General features: G+C 39.3%; 12 protein-coding genes. 11 read left to right on the top strand and 1 reads right to left on the bottom strand.

The genetic code is table 11. The features are described from left to right. Positions 1-482 precede the first annotated feature (482 nt). The 8 genes from BVC89_RS18180 (at position 483) to BVC89_RS18145 (ending at position 11,801) form a co-directional block, all read left to right on the top strand. The gene (locus tag BVC89_RS18180; RefSeq protein ID WP_086932560.1) at positions 483-1,913 is read left to right on the top strand and encodes an NAD-dependent succinate-semialdehyde dehydrogenase; all 1,431 of its coding nucleotides are present in this window, start codon (positions 483-485) and stop codon (positions 1,911-1,913) included. Between the two features lie 14 nt (positions 1,914-1,927). Further along, on the top strand, positions 1,928-3,085 hold the full coding sequence (locus BVC89_RS18175; RefSeq protein ID WP_086932559.1) for a mandelate racemase/muconate lactonizing enzyme family protein: 1,158 nt from the start codon (positions 1,928-1,930) through the stop codon (positions 3,083-3,085). A 47-nt stretch (positions 3,086-3,132) separates the two neighbouring features. Further along, positions 3,133-4,122, top strand: coding sequence for a 2-dehydro-3-deoxygalactonokinase (locus BVC89_RS18170; protein WP_158658015.1), 990 nt, complete (start codon positions 3,133-3,135; stop codon positions 4,120-4,122). Between the two features lie 8 nt (positions 4,123-4,130). Further along, the gene (locus BVC89_RS18165) at positions 4,131-4,775 is read left to right on the top strand and encodes a 2-dehydro-3-deoxy-6-phosphogalactonate aldolase (protein ID WP_086932557.1); all 645 of its coding nucleotides are present in this window, start codon (positions 4,131-4,133) and stop codon (positions 4,773-4,775) included. Positions 4,776-4,831: 56 nt separating this feature from the next. Continuing rightward, positions 4,832-6,388: an MFS transporter gene (locus BVC89_RS18160; protein ID WP_086932556.1), complete on the top strand. Its 1,557-nt coding sequence runs from the start codon at positions 4,832-4,834 to the stop codon at positions 6,386-6,388. 432 nt (positions 6,389-6,820) lie between these two features. Further along, on the top strand, positions 6,821-7,549 hold the full coding sequence (locus tag BVC89_RS18155) for a FadR/GntR family transcriptional regulator (RefSeq protein ID WP_086932555.1): 729 nt from the start codon (positions 6,821-6,823) through the stop codon (positions 7,547-7,549). Positions 7,550-7,890: 341 nt separating this feature from the next. Next, positions 7,891-9,870 carry a glycoside hydrolase family 127 protein gene (locus tag BVC89_RS18150; protein WP_086932554.1) on the top strand — a complete coding sequence of 660 codons (1,980 nt, stop codon included), beginning with the start codon at positions 7,891-7,893 and terminating at the stop codon, positions 9,868-9,870. Between the two features lie 86 nt (positions 9,871-9,956). Then, positions 9,957-11,801: a CRTAC1 family protein gene (locus BVC89_RS18145; protein ID WP_158658014.1), complete on the top strand. Its 1,845-nt coding sequence runs from the start codon at positions 9,957-9,959 to the stop codon at positions 11,799-11,801. 226 nt (positions 11,802-12,027) lie between these two features. Here the strand turns inward: BVC89_RS18145 and BVC89_RS18140 are convergent, their stop codons facing one another. Beyond that, the gene (locus BVC89_RS18140; RefSeq protein ID WP_086932552.1) at positions 12,028-12,969 is read right to left on the bottom strand and encodes a 2OG-Fe(II) oxygenase family protein; all 942 of its coding nucleotides are present in this window, start codon (positions 12,967-12,969) and stop codon (positions 12,028-12,030) included. A 766-nt stretch (positions 12,970-13,735) separates the two neighbouring features. On the opposite strand from BVC89_RS18140, the gene BVC89_RS18135 reads away from it, so the two are divergent. From BVC89_RS18135 to BVC89_RS18125, 3 genes are all read left to right on the top strand, one after another. After that, on the top strand, positions 13,736-14,713 hold the full coding sequence (locus BVC89_RS18135) for a DUF1852 domain-containing protein (RefSeq protein ID WP_086932551.1): 978 nt from the start codon (positions 13,736-13,738) through the stop codon (positions 14,711-14,713). Positions 14,714-14,739: 26 nt separating this feature from the next. After that, entirely contained in the window at positions 14,740-15,768 is a 1,029-nt protein-coding gene (locus tag BVC89_RS18130) for a methionine synthase (protein ID WP_086932550.1), read from the top strand. A 1,553-nt stretch (positions 15,769-17,321) separates the two neighbouring features. Further along, a complete protein-coding gene (locus tag BVC89_RS18125) occupies positions 17,322-17,987 on the top strand; it encodes a hypothetical protein (protein ID WP_086932549.1) in 666 nt (221 codons plus the stop codon). The last annotated feature ends 333 nt before the right edge of the window (positions 17,988-18,320 follow it).

Genomic DNA, 18,320 nt, shown 5'->3' with positions numbered 1-18,320 from the left:
CTACTTTTATATTGCGAATTGTTTTGGACGTGAACGCTCCCGTTCATTCTGCGGACTAAACAAGCTATAGGTTATCTAGGCAGTTGGAAAAGCTACGATTGGATACTTCTCATTTATAATTATCGTATTGAGCAGTTCATATTATTTATTTAAACATATGATGTTTTGATGGGCAATAGCATATTAAATCGCTCTCGTAGATTAAAAAATAAGCGCTTGGGGAATATGATCAGCTTTCTATATAACCATATTGTGATAAAAAGCTCTTTCAAGGCGTATTGATCTGGTAAATATTGAGGTTTCGTCGATACTTTTTCCTTCTTATGTCGACATGGTTGCCACTCTTAAGTCGATTATATGTATAGATACTCATGTAAAACATATTGTCTTTTGAAACATCATATGTTTATATTGGTCTTAGTAAAAATAAAAATATCGCTTTATACCTTGTAAAGAATCGAGATAAATAAGAGCAAATAGATATGAATTTTGATAAGCAGCTCTACATTAATGGTGAGTTAGTTCAATGTGAATCAAGTACTGAGATTATCAATCCTGCAACACAAAAAGCCATTGGAACGGTTCAGAGCGGTGGAATCAAAGAAGCAAAAGCTGCTCTTGATGCGGCAAATTCAGCCTTTCCCTTTTGGTCTAATTCTTCTATTGAATATCGTGTAGAGTGGATGCAAAGGCTTCGTAACGCAATTGCGGATAGAGAAGAGCACCTCAGAGATTGTATTCATATGGAGATGGGCAAAAGTTGGGCGAGCACTTTAGATGATTTTTCTATGTTACTTCATTGCTTGGACTTTTATGCAACAGAGATTCAACGCAAGCTGCCTCAGAAAATTGCTGATCCGGATGGGGCCTATAACCATAGTATAAAGTCTGTGCCTATTGGTGTTACGGCCGCTTTTTTAGCCTGGAATTTCCCACTACTTAATCTTGCTTATAAACTTGGGCCAGCTATGGCTGCCGGTTGTCCAATTGTCGTTAAGCCTTCTTTAAAAACACCGTTGTCGGCATGTGCGGTTGGTCAAATATGTTCCGAAATTGATCTACCTCCCGGTGTTGTCAATATTGTTTGTGGTGATGATAAAGTGCTTGGGGATGAGATTTCTAGTTCAACCATTCCTGCGCTAGTGACACTAATCGGATCGACAGCGACGGGGCGTCATGTTATGAAAACTGGTGCAACTTCGATAAAGCGTTATTCAATGGAGCTTGGAGGGAATGCTCCAGTACTGATTTTTGAAGATGCAGATCTGGATCTTGCAGCAGATATTATTTGCAGTCTCAAATTTAGTAATGCAGGTCAGATCTGTGTTGCCCCCAATCGTATTTACGTCGACGCAAAAGTAGAAAATACCCTTATTGATAAAATTGTTGAACGTACCAAATTAATCAAAGTAGGCTTCGATAAAACAGCTGATATAGACATGGGCCCGGTCATTGATGAAGCTGCATGGAATAGAATCGATGAACTTGTTAAAGATGCGATAAGTAATGGTGCTGAAATGCTTCTGGGTGGAGGGCGCCCAGAAAATATGAGTAGCGGATATTTTTATGCTCCTACAATTTTAACCGGCGTTAATGCCGCGATGAAAATTTATCGAGAGGAGGTCTTTGGGCCTGTTGTTAGTATTTCCAGGTTTCGAGATGAGGAAGAAGTTATCGCCAAAGCAAATGCAACTGATGCTGGACTTTCATCTTTTATATTCAGTCATGATCCAGAAAGAATTGAACGCTGCGCAAATCAGTTAAATTTTGGTGAGGTACATGTTAACGGCGTTAAATATGCTGTTGATCTACCCCACTGTGGTTTAAAGCAATCAGGTGTTGGTGTCGACTGCTCTTATCTTGCTCTTGATGATTACTTCGCTGTAAAGCGTATATCTCAGGCACTTATTTAAGGAAATTCCCGGTAATGAAGATAATAGAAATTGTAAGCCACGTTCTGCAATACGATTTAGATGAAGAGCTTGGGTACTCTCAGCAATACTATAGTAAACGCACAGCTCATCTTGTAGAGGTCAGAACAGACGTCGGTATAACAGGGTGGGGTGAATGTTTTGGTGGTGGCAACATTGCTTTTGCGAACAAGACAATTGTCGAAAAAGTTATTAGTCCAATGATAGTGGGAATGGATCCTCTAGATAGAGAAGTTATCTGGCATAAAGTGTATAACTTAGTGCGAGATCATGGTCAAAAGGGGATGCCGATCCAATCAATGTCAGGTATTGATATTGCGTTATGGGATATCGCAGGTAAAGTTTATGATAAACCACTTTATCAATTACTCGGCGGCGCGTTTCGTGACCAAATACAAGTATATGGTTACGGCATGATGCTACAGCGTGTGCCGGATTTAGCTGAGCGTTTTGAACGTGAAAGCCGGTCCATTGTCGAGCAAGGCTTCAAGGCTATGAAAATGAAGATAGGTCTTGGCGTGGACAAGGATATTAAGCTGGTTGAATCTGTGCGCAGTAGTATCGGTAATGACGTAAAATTAATGGTCGATGCTAACCATGCGTATACCACTAGGGAGGCTATTCCTTTGGGACGGGAGTTAGAGCAACTCGGTGTTAGTTGGTTCGAAGAACCCGTGGCGCCAGAAGATTATCAAGGTTATCGAGAACTATGCGAAGCACTTGATATTAATATTGCCGGTGGCGAGGCTGAGTTTACGATATGGGGATTTAGAGACTTTATTAAAAATCGATGCGTTGATGTTTTACAGCCAGAGGTTTGTGGCTTAGGGGGTATTACACAATATCAAAAAGTTCTAGCGATGGCGCAGGCATACTTTATCCCAATTATTAATCACGTTTGGGGGTCTGCTATTGCAGTTGCAACCAATTTACACTTAGTCGCTTCTTTACCTGATTTTCCTGGTGCCGCTCACCCCACCCAGCCGATGTTAGAGTACGATACGACGCCTAACCATTTTCGTGAGGATTTGCTTGCGACACCACTTAATATTTTACCGCAAGTAAAAGCTCAAGATGGATTTGTTGCATTACCCCAAGGTCCCGGACTGGGTATTGAACCTGATATGAAATTCATTGAAAGGTTTTCAGTATGACATATAGCTGATTAAGCAAAATATTTAATAGAGAGATTATTAATCTAGTGAATAGTGAAATAAGTGATTTACCTGCCTTGATTTGTGTTGATTGGGGAGGAAGTAATTTCCGTGCATTTTTGCTTAATAGCGATAGTGAGGTACTAGATACCGTCAGCGCAAATACTGGTGTGTTATCATTGCATCCGAATGAAATGGAAGAAGTTTTGTATCACCACATTAACCCATGGTTAAAATTTAACAAGCTAGCCATTATCATGTGCGGTATGATTGGTAGCCAAAAAGGTTGGTGCGAAACTTCTTATATCGATTGCCCTGTGAAAGCTTCCCAATTAGCTCAGTCCATCGTTAAAGTTGAAAATAAAAAAAATCTGGATATCTACATCACTCCAGGTGTTAAAGGTCGTTCTGTTTTCGGGCAAGTAGACCTCATGAGAGGTGAGGAGATTCAAGCCTTTGGCGGGCTGAATTTAATGCAGAAAAGTGGCGATAGAAGTGGTAATTCAGTTCCTCAACTTATTTGCTTACCCGGCACTCATTCTAAGTGGGTTCAAGTCGATACTTCTAATGGCTCCAATCCATGCATTTTGAACTGTAGCACCTTCATGACAGGGGAGCTATTTGATGTACTTGATCGCCACAGTATTTTGCGTAGTGCCACTTCACTTGACGAACCTCGAGTTATAAACCCTGAAGTATTCAAAAAAGGTCTTATTCAAGCGCGATCTAGTGGTGGAGGCATGCTACATCAATTATTTAGTGTGCGAACAACAATGTTAATAAACGAAATTCAAGAAGCTGATGCCAGTAGTTTTTTATCGGGCTTACTAATTGGTATTGAAGTAATGGAAACACTATATGAATCAGATGCTTTATCGACAGTATGTCTAATAGGAAGTAAACAGCTTAACGACTTGTATCGAGAGGTGATCGAGATGTTATCTGTATCTACTAAAGTTGTCTGTATTGAAGGCTATCAAGCATCATATTTAGGGATGTTTGCGTTAGCTGAACAAGAAGGTTTGATTAAGTATTAGGTATTCATATGAAAGACTTATCATTTTGTGATGCAATCGAAGAATTGCCTTTAATTGCGATTTTAAGGGGGGTAACTCCCGAACGTGTATTAGACGTTGCTACTGTTATAAAAGATGCGGGCTTTACTATTATAGAAGTGCCGTTAAATTCACCCAAACCATATGAAAGCATAAGTTTGTTAAATAAATATATGGGGGAAGAAATATTAATAGGAGCCGGTACGGTTCTGACTTATGAAGAAGTTGATAAAGTGCACTTATCCGGTGGTAAGATCGTTATTTCTCCCAATACTAATGAACAAGTGATTCGTTATACAAAAAAACTATCACTTTATTCTTTGCCGGGCTTTTATACTCCTACAGAAGCTTTCAAGGCTATTTACGCAGGTGCAGATAGCTTAAAGATGTTTCCTGCCGATATTCTGGGGCCCAAAGCTATTAAGGCGGTTAAAGCTATATTACCTCCTACTATGCCTATCTTTCCTGTTGGTGGTGTTGCTCCCGCTCAGATGGGTGAATTTATTGCGGCTGGAGCCAATGGGTTTGGATTGGGTTCAGGATTATTTTCTCCTGAAATGAATCTGGAACAAGTTAAGTTAAATGCAAGTACTTATATTGCTGCTTACCGAGACTTTGTAAGAAACTCTTTGTAAGAAATTATTAGAATATACAATTGTCGCTTGCTAAATATACTCATCGGAAAAATACAATGATAAAAAAACATGCCGATATTAATGTCACTAAGTATTCTTTTATTGCAGCATTTGGTGGCTTTGTGTTCGGCTTAGACGCCGCTAATATCTCAGGCGCGATTCGCTATGTCAGTTCTCAGTTTTCTCTTAGCAGCCTGCAAGTGGGCACAGTCGTTGGTGTTGCAATTTTAGGTGTTATTTTGGCACTGCTCTTTACTGGGGCGCTGTGTGACAGGTACGGGCGTCGAAAAGTGCTAATCGTGATATCTTTAACATATTCACTTTCCACTTTACTATCTGCTACCGCAATAAACTATCCAATGCTTGTTGTCGGCCGTTTCATCGGTGGTGTCGCTTTTGCGTCTATCACCGTTTCTGCAATGTACATTGGTGAGATTGCCCCTTCAGATCGCAGGGGTAAGTTTGTTTCAGTGAGTCAGTTACTAATAACCCTTGGGAGTTTATTAGCATTTCTGGCTAATTATATTCTAGTACTAACCATTGACTCTATGGCGTGGATAAACGAAGAAAATGTATGGCGTTTTATGTTGGGTTTCGAGTTTATTCCTAATATTATTTGGTTTGTATTGCTGTTGAAAATTCCGGAGTCGCCAAGATGGCTTGTAATGAAGGGGCGTTTAGAGGAATCGCACCAGGTATTTAGTAAGGTTGCGCCCAGCGATCATATTGAACAGCTTGTGTCCGCAGTTCGCAAAAGTATTGATGATGATACACGCTATAGCCCGTTAGAGCAGCTGCAAATACTCTTTAGCCGACCAATGAAAATGATGGTGCTTATCGCTTTGGCCTATGCCTTTGTTCAAGGTGCTAGTGGTATGAACGCCGTTTTATTTTATGCTCCCACGGTATTTGAGCAATTGGGTATGAGCGTTCAAGATACTTTTATGCAGACGGTAATACTTGGAGTTGTCTCTGTAATCTTTACCGTGGTGGCAATAAGCTTCGTAGAAAAATGGGGGCGGCGTGTTTTAACCATTATTGGTCTTGCTCTTATTGTAAGTGCGCATTTCTCCACATGGTATGGTTTTAAAAGCGCCTATTACACCATGAATGAAAATGCCGTAGTTAAAATTGCCGAGCAAAATATTGATACTTCAAAATTAAATGAACTTATTGGCAATGTTTACAACAGTGATGTCTCCTTAAAGAAAGATTTAGCTGCGGTTTTCTCCAAAAAAGAGCTACCGTTGGTGAGTGGTCCTATCATCAATGCTACAATTAATATTCAGGCGATTTATGTGTTGTTTGGTATTTTTACTTTCTTAGCTGCATTTAATATGTCGATTGGGCCGGTAATGTGGGTGCTATTCTCAGAGATTTTCCCTAATAAGATTCGCAGTGTAGCCCTACCTTTTGCCGCTTTTGTTCAAAGTGTGTCCAGCTATCTGATACAGCAGTTTTTTCCGTGGCAATTAGAAAATTTGGGCGCAGCAACAACTTTTTTGAGCTATGGCCTTATCGCTTTACTGGGGCTTATCGTGATGATATTTATCCTTCCAGAAACAAAGGGTAAGTCTATTGAGCAAATAGAGCTCAGTTTAAAACTGGCATAAATCATTAAAGTGTAAAATAGTTGTAGGCGCTTGATACTACATAGATGTAAAAATATAGAATGACACATTAAAACTGAAACTGGATAGTCCAGTTTGCCACTATAGTGTCGATGTATATTGTTACTCGATAATATTGCTATACCGTGATATTACCGAGGAAAAACGTGTTCCAAAGTTAATATCGGAATTTATGCAAATAGGGTAGGGATGAGTGAGTATTATTTACTCTTATATTTTGCTATTTTGTGTGCCGAATGCAGGCTAAATAAGATAAGATATACATAATGGGAAGCGGAGCTAAATTTAATAAAAGAGCTTCACTAAAGAAAGCAAAGGTAGGTATGCTAGAGTCGTTACAAGCAAGATATGATTGCTTAAATAAAACTTTCGCTATGCCGTGGCTTTATTCATGTTATACGTAAGAGAAGTTTTATGAGCGAGTTAGTATATTACGATTTAAAAAGATCTGCGGCCATGACGCCGAGCATGCCATTGCAGGTGGCTCGTGAATTAGGGCGGCGTATCGTTTCCGGGTCATACAAGCCGGGTACCTTAATCGATGACGAAAATACACTGGCTGCAAGATATCAAGTAAGCCGTATTGTTGTTCGAGAAGCGGTAAAGATACTTGCTGGTAAACGTTTATTGGATGTGCGCCGTGGTAGTGGCACTCGCGTCAAGCCTCGCAGCGACTGGGCTATGCTGGATGATGATGTCCTTGCTTGGCACTTATCTGCTCCGCCTGATCGTGATTTTTTAAATCAGCTTATGGATATTAGACTGGCCTTTGAGCCTAAAGCTGCCCGTTGGGCTGCGGAACGGGCTACAGATGACGATATTGATAGGATCGAATCAGCTTGTGAAGCGATGGAGTCAGAGGAAGGCACTGTTGAAAACTTTGCTATCGCTGATGCTCTTTTTCATCGTTCAGTATTGCGTGCAGCTCATAATGAATTTCTCGAGGCGATGGAGGGGGTCATATATTCTGCATTGCTGGTGAGTATCCAGCTCACCAATAAAGACCCAAGGGATAATCAGGCATCTATTTCATTTCATCGGGAAGTATTTAAGGCAATTGCGAGCCGTGATGCTGATCTTGCGGAAAAGCTCACGGAAGACTTACTAAGCGATGCTAAAGCTAGGTTGAAAGCTGAAATATAGTCTGACCTTTTTCAAAACCTAAGAGCTCATTTAGGTAACTAATACGCATTACAGCTATAGTTGTTAGGTAATTATATATCTCGCTATACTTATCAGGCTGTCATCGACGCAAAGCCAGTCTAGTATAGCGATGCCACTTTCTTTTTCTCTCCAAATTGCAGGATTCCTCATCTTATTCAAACTGAGAAAAAATACATTGATATGCAAAACATCATATGTTTATATAGATATGATAATAAGCTTGGGTGAGATATCAAGCCTTTGTGTGCAGGCTTTTGCATGCAGGTTTTGTGTTCTGAGGTAAGCCCGATTCCAATAAATGATTTACTGGTTGTAGCCAAATGAAAATACGCCATGCGCATCAAAATGCAGTTAATGCAAATAGTCAAAGTCCTCATGTTACCTTTCGTAGTATTAACATTGGTGACTGCCAATGGACTGAAGGTTTTTGGGCTGAAAAGTTTGAACTTGCGGAAAAAATTATGGTGCCGCATATGGGAGAATTATTAAAGGGTGATATTGGACATGCATATAACAATTTTAAAATTGCAGCAGGACTGATAGAAGGTGAGGCCAAAGGCATGCTATGGCACGATGGAGATTTTTACAAATGGATGGAAGCAGCAACTTATATTTATGCAATTAATCATGATGCAAGTATTCTTAACGAATTAGACGAAATTATTGAAGTAATCAACAAAGCGCAGCAAGACGATGGCTATCTGCATACCCATATTCAAATCCTGGGCCTAGATCGTTGGTCGAGTGTGACTCACCACGAACTTTATAACAGCGGACACTTGATTACCGGCGCCTGCATTTATCACCGTATTACAGGACGCACAAACTGGTTAGATATTGCCAAAAAACATGCGGATTATCTCTACGGCGTATTTGCATCCAAGCCCGAAAGCTTAGCACGATTTGGTTTCAACCCCTCACAAATTATGGCGCTTGTGGAGCTTTATAGGACAACGAGAAATGATAAGTACCTGGAACTTGCCGATATTTTTGTGACAATGCGTGGCTCGGTACCTATGGAGCTGCACTCAAGTGTGCCTTATTGGTTTACGGGTGATCAGTGCCAAATGAAGACCCCATTGAGAGAAGAAACCGAAGCGGTAGGCCATGCTGTTACGGCCATGTACTTATATGCAGGCGCCGCCGATGTTTATTCAGAGACCGGTGATAAAACCTTACTAGATGCTCTTAATCGGTTATGGCAAAGTGCAACGCAAAAGAAGATGTATTTAACAGGTGCTTTAGGGCAGGTTCATCACGGCGCATATGATGACCAGAATATGATTCATGAGGGATTTATTGATGATTATCTTATGCCAAACTCAACAGCCTACAACGAAACTTGTGCAAGTATTGCTAATGCGATGTTTAACTGGAGAATGTTGGGTATTACAGGTGAAGCAAAATATGCCGATATTATCGAACTAGTATTGTACAATGGGGCAATGGTAGGTATTAGCAGCGATGGTAAAAAATATTTTTATGCTAATCCACTGCGCATGAATCATGGCCAGCGCGAGTATAGCGATCATTGTGATTGCACGGAGTCTGCTGATCGAGAATCCTATATTGAATGTTTTTGTTGTCCTCCCAACCTTGTAAGAACCATCGCTCAAGTATCAAGCTGGGCATATAATTTATGTGATAACGGCGTTGTTGTTAATATCTTTGGTAGTAATAAACTCAACACAAAGATGCTTGATGGGTCAAGCTTGTCCTTAACTCAAAAAACTCAGTATCCATGGAATGGTAAGGTCGACGTTTTCATTGATGAATGTAAAGATGAGGCCTTCGAAATTTTACTTAGAATTCCTGAGTGGGCTGATGGGGCCAAGATTTTTGTTAACGGCTCTGAGGTTGCAGTAGAAACAAAGCCCGGCAGCTACGCTAGAATAGAACGCCGCTGGCAAAAAGGGGATTGTATTAGCCTTGATATGCCTATGGAAATTAACTTGGTGGAAGGACATCCTAGAATCGAAGAAGTGCGTAATCAAGTCGCGATTAAACGTGGTCCCCTTGTTTATTGTATTGAATCACCTGACCTTCCTGAAAACACAAAAATACTCGATGTATATCTGTCAGTAAAATCACAGCTAAGCGCTGAGTATCGACCTGAATTTTTAGGCGGTGTGTCAGTAATAACAGGTCGGGTTCTTCTGCGCTCTGATGATCGTGTAGGTATGTATAGAAAATTTGACGGATTTGAGCTGAATACTCACGAGACAATTTTTGTTCCTTACTATGCATGGAGTAATCGAGGTACATCCGAAATGACCGTGTTTATGCCCGCAGTATTATGATAGAGCGGTTCAGTGTGTATCTTTTCTTAAATCTTTTTAAGATCAAGGTTCTTGTTATAAGGTCATGTACTTTAGCCTTGGCTTGTGTGATTTTCTTACAAGGATGTATCTCCTCGGTTGTTAACAAGAAAATAAAGAAGGAACCATTGTTTACCGAGGTTAACGATATAATTCCTTTTGAAAACCGTTCACGTAGAAAGTGGGATAATGCTGTTGTTGCAGATCTAGATAAGGACGGTTTTCAAGATATACTCTTAACAGAGCACGGACATCGTGTTCTTCTTTTTTGGAATAATCAAGGGTTTTTTTCAGGGCCTATTGATATAGCAAAGGGTGATACCCATGGCGTAACAGTGGGTGATTACAATAGAGACGGCCGTATTAATATTATTATTTCACTTGGAGGTGGTGGTGGAAATAAGCCTCGCTCTCCGGTAGCGTTTGAGGTAACTACGAATAGGGAAATTGAAGCGCTGGGAATGTTTGACTATTTCGAGAAGGGGCGAGGACGATCGGCAAAGCTTATTGATGCTGATAATAATGGGTCTTTAGACCTGCTGCTATCTGCTTACCCTCTAGATAGTCAAAAGAAACAAGGAGCGAATCATCTTTATAAAAATGAAGGTGGTGATAGCTTTGATTTTATATCGCATCTTCCTTTTGCTAAATGGTTGGGGTATCGAGTTGTAGTTACAGACTTTGATAGCGATGGAGTGGGCGATCTAATTTTTTATGGCGGTGCCAATATGGTGGCGCTACGCGGAAGTGAGGGTTTATCCTACCAAAATGTAAGCGAAAATATTTTTGGGAATTTAGTTGATACTAGTAACGTAAGTTCAATTACTGAAATCGACTATGACAATGACGGTGATTTCGATTTGTTTTTCACCCGTAAATCGCCACCATTTTATAGAGAATTATTTTTTGACCAAGAAGGCTCTCGTTTTGCATTTTTTGTTAGAAATGAAGAGTTTCAGTTTGAAGATATGGAAATTCATGGAGATTTTCGCTTAGAAAATTTACAAATGGCATATCCACATTACGATGTGTTTATCGGCGCTAATAAAAGAAAATTTAAGCGCGTAGTAGATCGCCATGGAGGTACAAATATCACTCTATCTCAAGAAGATGCATTAGGGTGGCCAAAACAAATGAAAGACAAAGGACTGTATATAGGGTATTTAGGAAATAATTTGTGGCGAGTAGCTGGTGCTACTCAATCTCCTACTGCTGGCGTTATTCACAATGTAGTAACTAAGCTTAAGCCACCAAAGATAGATCATAAACCAGCATTGCTATTTGAAAACCGAGAGGGCGTTTTTGTCGATGTTACCAAGAGTTTAGGCATCAGCGTATCGGAGCAAACTACCAGTGCGGTATCAGCAGATTTTAACAATGATGGATGGTCTGATTTGTTTGTTTTAATGCATGGGAATCCCGCTAAAATGAATGAGCAAATAATCTTGATTAATGACAAAGGCAAATCTTTCAAAAAGTTAGATAATCATGGTGTTATCTCAAAAGAGTTAGGAGCGACAGGTGGCAGTGCGGAGACAGTAGACTATGATAACGATGGTGATGTAGATCTTATTTATTCAAATGAAAGGGGACGTTGGCATCTTTTTAAAAATAATAGCACTACCATAAGCAATAACAACTATATATTATTCGAAATCTTATCTTCTCCATCGGGCAAGGCTACTGCTCTGGGTGCCAGCTTAAATTTTAAAGCATGTAATCAAGTTTATCGGCGCGTAGTCGGTTCGACTTCTGCACCTTATTCTCAAGGCTATAATAATCACCTTCATGTTGGTCTCGGTCAATGTAAACAACTGGACGATATAAGTGTTCGTTGGACAAATGGCGAAACCGTCAATGTTAGTGTCGAAGCTGTTAATAAAAGAGTTGTAGTAGGCAATAAAAAACTGTAAATACTAGCTACATAAAAAATTTTACTGCTTCCACTCATGAATAATCACGTGGAGATCAAAGGATTAATAAAGGCGTAAACTATGTGAGATAATAATTCAGACCATAGTTAACAATCAAATACTAGACTACCGATAAAGCCTATATACAGTTTTGTATATAGGCTTTATGGAATAAATGTCGATTTTTCTTATTTAATTGGGAGTTATCTAATTAGGTTAGGTCAACTTAGAATGGGGCCGCAAGGTCGTACTCATCAGTTGGTACAGTCCAACGTTGATGTGCGTCAATATTCTTATGTTGAGCTTCTTGTAATGGTGTTTGCCCTCCATTTCCATACAACCACAGTACAATATTAGTGCGCTCGCCACTTGTTATTGGCTGCGCAGCATGGGGCACATTACCCCGATGAATCATTGCAACGCCGGGCCTGAAAACTACTCTGTTCACCTTACCTGTAGCCTGATCATAAAAATCGACTTCAGAACCAGTAAACCCTTCGTCAGGTAGGTTTAGATTAATATTGAGTGTTACAGCTGACGCATCAGTGTGCGGGCGAAGAGATGTATCCATACCCGTTTGGTACTGAATTGAGAAGCCAAAAGTCTGTGTATCATAACCCATTGCCTCTGGAAACAAGAGGCGAGCGATAGGCCGCATATATTTATCGAGTAGTTGGCGATAAAACAGTTGAAACCCTGGAGCGGCAAGAAATCCCTCAGAACGTTGATCGAGCATTGCACCACGGCGATTAAGTGCTATTCCGTAAGGTGGGCGCAATGGAATTTGAGCATCTGCTACTTCTTCTAAATAGTTTCGCAAGTGTACAAGTTGTTCAGGATCAAAAAATTGACTCTGAAAAACACCGGTTGATACTTCCTGCCACAAATCTTGTACTTTTTGCTCTTTCGCTGGATCATCCCATGCTTGATTAACCGCTTCTCGTAGGCTCGCGTCAATTAGTGAGTCATTAGGTTTAAAAAGATTGTTTTTTTTACTTTCTTCCCATTCGCTCCACGCATTGCGGAGTAAATCCTTATTGTTATCCCAAAACTGCTGTACTGAGGGCGCGCGATGAAGCATTTCTTCTCGTGAAGGAAACGTTAAGGCGCGTGCGCGCTGCAGCTGACTAGATAGGGTATGATCATTAATAGTGTCAGTATTGTTCATCTCGCTTTCTCCTTATATGTGACTGACTTTAAGGGCGAAACAACTTATTACATCTGTATCTTCAAATAAACAGCGCTTTTTAAAAAACACAATTCAGGATATCCATATAATGAAATAGTAGGGGGTACTACTTTTTTGGAATATTCATTTTATCTTATTGCCTAGAACTCTCTGATAAAAATATTCTAGTCTTTGCGGTTATGTATATATTTGTAATTTAGTAAATCTATAAGAATGCTTCATGCATCGGTAATATCATTCCTACTTTCTTATTAATTCCACTTAGTTAAAATAGGTTGTATAGGATTCCCACTTGCGTGTCACTATTTTAAATAAAGACCTTAAATATATCCGAAGCAAAAGAAGAGAATAAATTTCTACACGTTGATTTTTCTTGTGCATTTATAACTATACGCTCCAGTGTCTAAATGTTAAATATCTAGTATCCAATAGTCACTTTGCTTGTTTGGTGTTCGCTTTGTTTGCAATGTCAGCATTTTTTTCCTAATTATGGTCACGCTTAGTAAAACAATAACTATTACTAGGAGAGAAGGGTAGCGGTATGAGTTGCTCTGCTCGGGATTATTTTACCTTTATAAAGTAAAGGATCAGGTAAAGTTATGAGTAAAATTCATGGTTCCATGAAATAAAATCAATTTTACTCACCTAATAATCCAAGTATAAAGCTAACCTTGTTCTTACTGCCCAGTAGTAATAACAGTGAAAAACACATGTTTTATCTCAAGAAACAAGGTGCCAGATCACAATGAGTAAAGACTTTACATACACTATTAATAGCATTTTTTTCGACGAAAACTATCGCCCTTCAGATGGCACTCGGATTACGACCAACTTTGCCAATTTGGCAAGAGGTGAGAGTCGCCGAGAGAACTTACGCAACGCCTTAAGGATGATTGACAGTCGCTTTAACGCTTTGGCTAATTGGGATAACATCAAAAGAGACCGTTATTCTGTCGAGCTAGAAATTATTTCTGTCGATATAGATATTGAAGGTAATGGGCAACACTTCCCGTCTATTGAAATGCTTAAAACTAATATTATTGATCACAAAGCTCATAAACGTATTGAAGGTATTGTGGGAAATAATTTTTCTTCTTATGTACGAGATTATGATTTTAGCGTGCTATTGCTTGATCACAACAAAGACCTGGGGGCGTTTAGTGTTCCAGATGGTTTTGGTGATTTGCATGGGAAACTTTTTAAAGACTTTATCGCATCAGATAGTTACCAAGAGAAATTTAATAAGTCACCAGTTATATGCCTTAGTGTTTCAGATAATAAAACCTATTATCGTAGTGAAAATTATCATCCTGTACTAGGTGTCGAATACCTACCAAATGAATCGTCTTTAACTGAGCAGTATTTCAAAAAAATGGGCTTTGAAGTGCGCTATTTTATGCCGCCAAACAGTGTTGCCCCTTTGGCTTTCTACTTTTTTGGTGATTTGCTTAGTGATTATACCAATATTGAACTTATTGGCACGATTAGCACAATGGAAACTTTTCAAAAAATTTATCGGCCTGAGATTTATAATGCAAATGCTGTGGCAGGAAATCATTACAGGCCAGACTTAAAGCATCCAGATTATTCGCTAACTCAAATTGTTTACGATCGAGAAGAACGTAGCCAGCTGGCGATTAAGCAAGGAAAATTTGCTGAGGAATACTTCATTAAACCATATCGATCTGTGCTCGAACATTGGTCTGAAAATTCCGCGTTATAATTAACCTAAGTATATAAAAAGATGTTATGAAAATATTATTACCTACCTCAACTGCTGGCAGCTTACCTAAACCTTCCTGGCTTGCTGAACCTGAGAAACTCTGGTCACCTTGGAAATTAAAAGATCAAGAATTAATTGACGGCAAACACGATGCACTACTTGTTTCTTTACAAGAACAAAGACACGCAGGGATTGATATTGTCAGTGACGGCGAGCAAACCCGCCAACACTTTGTTACCACATTTATTGAGCATCTTAGCGGTGTTGACTTTGCAAAACGTGAAACTGTTAAAATTCGTAATCGTTATGATGCCAGCGTACCGACAGTCGTTGATGCTGTGAGTCGATCCATTCCAGTATTTGTTGAAGATGCCAAATTTTTACGACAGCAAACCAACCAACCTATTAAGTGGGCTTTACCTGGCCCTATGACAATGGTGGATACACTCTATGATAACTATTATAAAGACCGTAAGACTCTTGCTTGGGAATTTGCCAAAATTCTTAATCAAGAAGCTAAAGAGTTAGAAGCTGCCGGTGTTGATATTATCCAATTTGATGAGCCTGCATTTAATGTGTTTTTTGATGAAGTCAAGGACTGGGGAATCGCTTGTTTGGAAAAAGCGATTGAAGGGCTAAAATGTGAAACGGTGGTACATATTTGTTATGGCTACGGTATTAAAGCTAATACAGACTGGAAGCTTACACTGGGTTCACAATGGCGTCAGTATGAAGAGGTGTTTCCCCAACTACGACAATCTAACGTAGATATCATTTCATTGGAGTGCCACAACTCGCGTGTGCCGATAGAATTGCTTGAGCTTATTCAAGGTAAAAAAGTGATGGTTGGAGCCATTGATGTGGCAACAGACGAGATTGAAAGCCCTGAAGATGTTGCTACCACTCTGCGGCAAGCGCTTGAGTATGTTGATGCTGATAAGCTTTACCCATGCACCAACTGCGGTATGGCACCGCTGACTCGTGAAGTGGCAAGAGGAAAACTAAATGCTTTACGTGCTGGTGCAGAAATAGTTAGAGAGGAGTTATCGGTCTAGTATTACTATTTGTTAATGCGTTGATGATCATTTTTGGAGTCGGCAGTCTTAATGAGGTCATCAAGCATGTTTACCTTCTTATCTGAATTTTTCTTTTCATTAGAAGATTTTTCAAGCTCTTTATTATTTTCGGAGCTAATATGGGAATTATTACGGGAGTTATTATGAGCCATGAATCTGAACTTTCTTGTTAGTTGTCGTTATATAAATTAGTATAAGCTTTTTTTCTTAAGAGAGCAAAACAAACGGAGTAAACACCTCGCTATTTAAATATTGAAGTAATTTTTTATATGTGACAAAGAAATGGTGTTCTCAGTAGGTGCCAAAAAATATTTAAAATCAATATGTTACAGTGAGGGCTTGTAAGTAGGTATACCTTATGCCTGCGTTTTTTAGATATATGAATGGCTATTGATCTTTTGATGTTAATTCATAGTCAATTTGAATAAAAATAAAGTGTAACAAAAGTGAGGGTCGGACGTTTATATAATACAACGTGGAAAAACTATACCATTTGATATCGATTCAGTGCAGTATCAATACGCTTTAACACAAAGCTTATTCACCTTGGATGAAGTGATAAGAAAAAATGAGGAAAAAATATAGCCTTTTAAAAATGCTCAGGTAGAAAGCTATCAATCTAACCGTGAAGGTGGTTCTTATATGGCACAAGATGATCTCGAATACCCCAAAAGCACATCATTTTAATTCTCAGAATTAAAATTCACCGCCTTTCTATTCTTCGCACTCTAGTTCAAAACATTCCAGCCTTCAATATCTGGGATATCAACACTCCATATCGCCATATTTCACATCACATTCGCGCAGTTATTATTGTGGTTATGGCGTTCACTAGAGAAGAGAGCCCCAGAGTTATTACAATCACTTTTCAGAAAATATAAGCCAATCACTAGAAAATAATCAACAGTGATACAGTTTTTATCAAGGGTATTAAGAGCATGCTGAATAACATCAAAAGCAAAACCCGCAGTAAATTATTCTACCTCACTCTCGGTGGAAGGTATGAAAGCGACACCATCGCCCACGAGACCTAGCATATTGTACAGCAGGCACAAAGACAAGTAACTTCAACAACGCGATTTGCGGGTCAATCGATTAATGATAATGCGCAACTTGAAAGGGAAGCGGATGTGATGGGGCGAGAGCGGAGAGTTTGGTTAGCGGGGTAGGCGGCAGAAAAATTTAATGCGCCGACTAAAACACTGTAATGATAGTTTGCTGTGCTCTATTAGCGGACTGTTGAGATGTTAAAAGGTCAATACTAAAAGCCTGATAGTTAAATGAAAATTTACTCGTTATTGTAGCGTTTTTGTTATAGGTGAAAATTTCACGGGTTGTTCAGGCTTTAATATATGTGTATCGGTATAGTGAGGCAGTAGGTGGTGCTTTAATGTCTAATATGGTCGTTAAAGAGATAGTGGGGAAATAGGTATAGTTAAAATAAAGTTTATTGAATACTTTAAAGTCATGTTATAGGAAAGGAAGACAACCCTATAACAATCAATAAAAGCAATTTTAAAAAGGTTTGAGATATGTATGCACAAGTAGAGAAATCGAAAGAGAGCAAAGGTAGAGCGGTTAGAAATCTAACTATTCAGAATAAAGTCAAGAGTCAATCTACACTTCAATTCCTAGATAACACACCTAATATTGGTATTTCAGTTAAGATGAATAGCGCGAAACCAACAACACAACTTGCGCAGCTAAAATGTAAGGTATGTGAAGAGGAAGAAGAGGTTCAACTTAAAAAACAGGCGAGAGTGATACAAAGAGCTCCATGTACTGTAAGTAATCATTACCCTGGGGATGCAGATCATAAAAGGGTTCAAGATTTCATTATTTCTCGAAATGCAGGATTTGATAAAGAGTATGAAGTTGCAGCAGGAGCGACATGTAATGGAGGTGTTCAGTATGTTGATTTAGTTAATAAAGCCCGTGATCGAGTATATGAAGTGAAGCCCAGAGGTCAAAGTGTTGCAGCAGCAGCAGAGGCAGCCTATTATGCAGGGCAAATGCAGCACTGTGGATGCAATTCTGCAGCAGCACCTGGAGGACTATCACATAATTACACGAGAGATTTAGGTGTTGATGGTAACGGTAATGCTGAAAAGCTATGCATAAAAATGTTAGGTGCCGGTGGGGCTGTAACATATGAAGTGCAACAAGCAGCCGCTTGTAACTTTACGGGGGTATGGTAAATACTTAGTTTATCAGTGGTTCATTCTGAATTGTGTATTCATTATAAGAATTACAATAGAAAACAACGTTGGAAAGTCAAAGTAAGACAGGCAATGTATGAAACAAGCAGCACACACACTCAACTATTGTTTGAAATTAACCACTTAAACCCAATTAAAAAGTGCTGTAGGCGACAATTGTAAGTTGATAAGTGATCCAATTTTATTTATTACTGCCAATACTGAAGAGGCTATATCCTCCACACAAAATAAAAAGGTAATCGCCAAAGTGCCCCAGACCAAGGTCACCAGACGAGAAATCCACATCTCTTACATATCCGCCCAACATTTACG

The sequence above is a fragment of the Agarilytica rhodophyticola genome (assembly GCF_002157225.2).
GTDB classification, from domain to species: Bacteria; Pseudomonadota; Gammaproteobacteria; order Pseudomonadales; family Cellvibrionaceae; genus Agarilytica; species Agarilytica rhodophyticola.
Note: the sequence above shows the minus strand (reverse complement) of the source record. Positions and strands in the feature narration are given on the sequence as shown.

Excerpts from the sequence above, each read along its gene's own strand:
- BVC89_RS18180 (WP_086932560.1), top strand. The coding sequence starts at position 483 with ATGAATTTTGATAAGCAGCTCTACATTAATGGTGAGTTAGTTCAATGT.
- BVC89_RS18175 (WP_086932559.1), top strand. The coding sequence starts at position 1,928 with ATGAAGATAATAGAAATTGTAAGCCACGTTCTGCAATACGATTTAGAT.
- BVC89_RS18165 (WP_086932557.1), top strand. The coding sequence starts at position 4,131 with ATGAAAGACTTATCATTTTGTGATGCAATCGAAGAATTGCCTTTAATT.
- BVC89_RS18160 (WP_086932556.1), top strand. The coding sequence starts at position 4,832 with ATGATAAAAAAACATGCCGATATTAATGTCACTAAGTATTCTTTTATT.
- BVC89_RS18155 (WP_086932555.1), top strand. The coding sequence starts at position 6,821 with ATGAGCGAGTTAGTATATTACGATTTAAAAAGATCTGCGGCCATGACG.
- BVC89_RS18150 (WP_086932554.1), top strand. The coding sequence starts at position 7,891 with ATGAAAATACGCCATGCGCATCAAAATGCAGTTAATGCAAATAGTCAA.
- BVC89_RS18140 (WP_086932552.1), bottom strand. The coding sequence starts at position 12,969 with ATGAACAATACTGACACTATTAATGATCATACCCTATCTAGTCAGCTG.
- BVC89_RS18135 (WP_086932551.1), top strand. The coding sequence starts at position 13,736 with ATGAGTAAAGACTTTACATACACTATTAATAGCATTTTTTTCGACGAA.
- BVC89_RS18130 (WP_086932550.1), top strand. The coding sequence starts at position 14,740 with ATGAAAATATTATTACCTACCTCAACTGCTGGCAGCTTACCTAAACCT.
- BVC89_RS18125 (WP_086932549.1), top strand. The coding sequence starts at position 17,322 with ATGTATGCACAAGTAGAGAAATCGAAAGAGAGCAAAGGTAGAGCGGTT.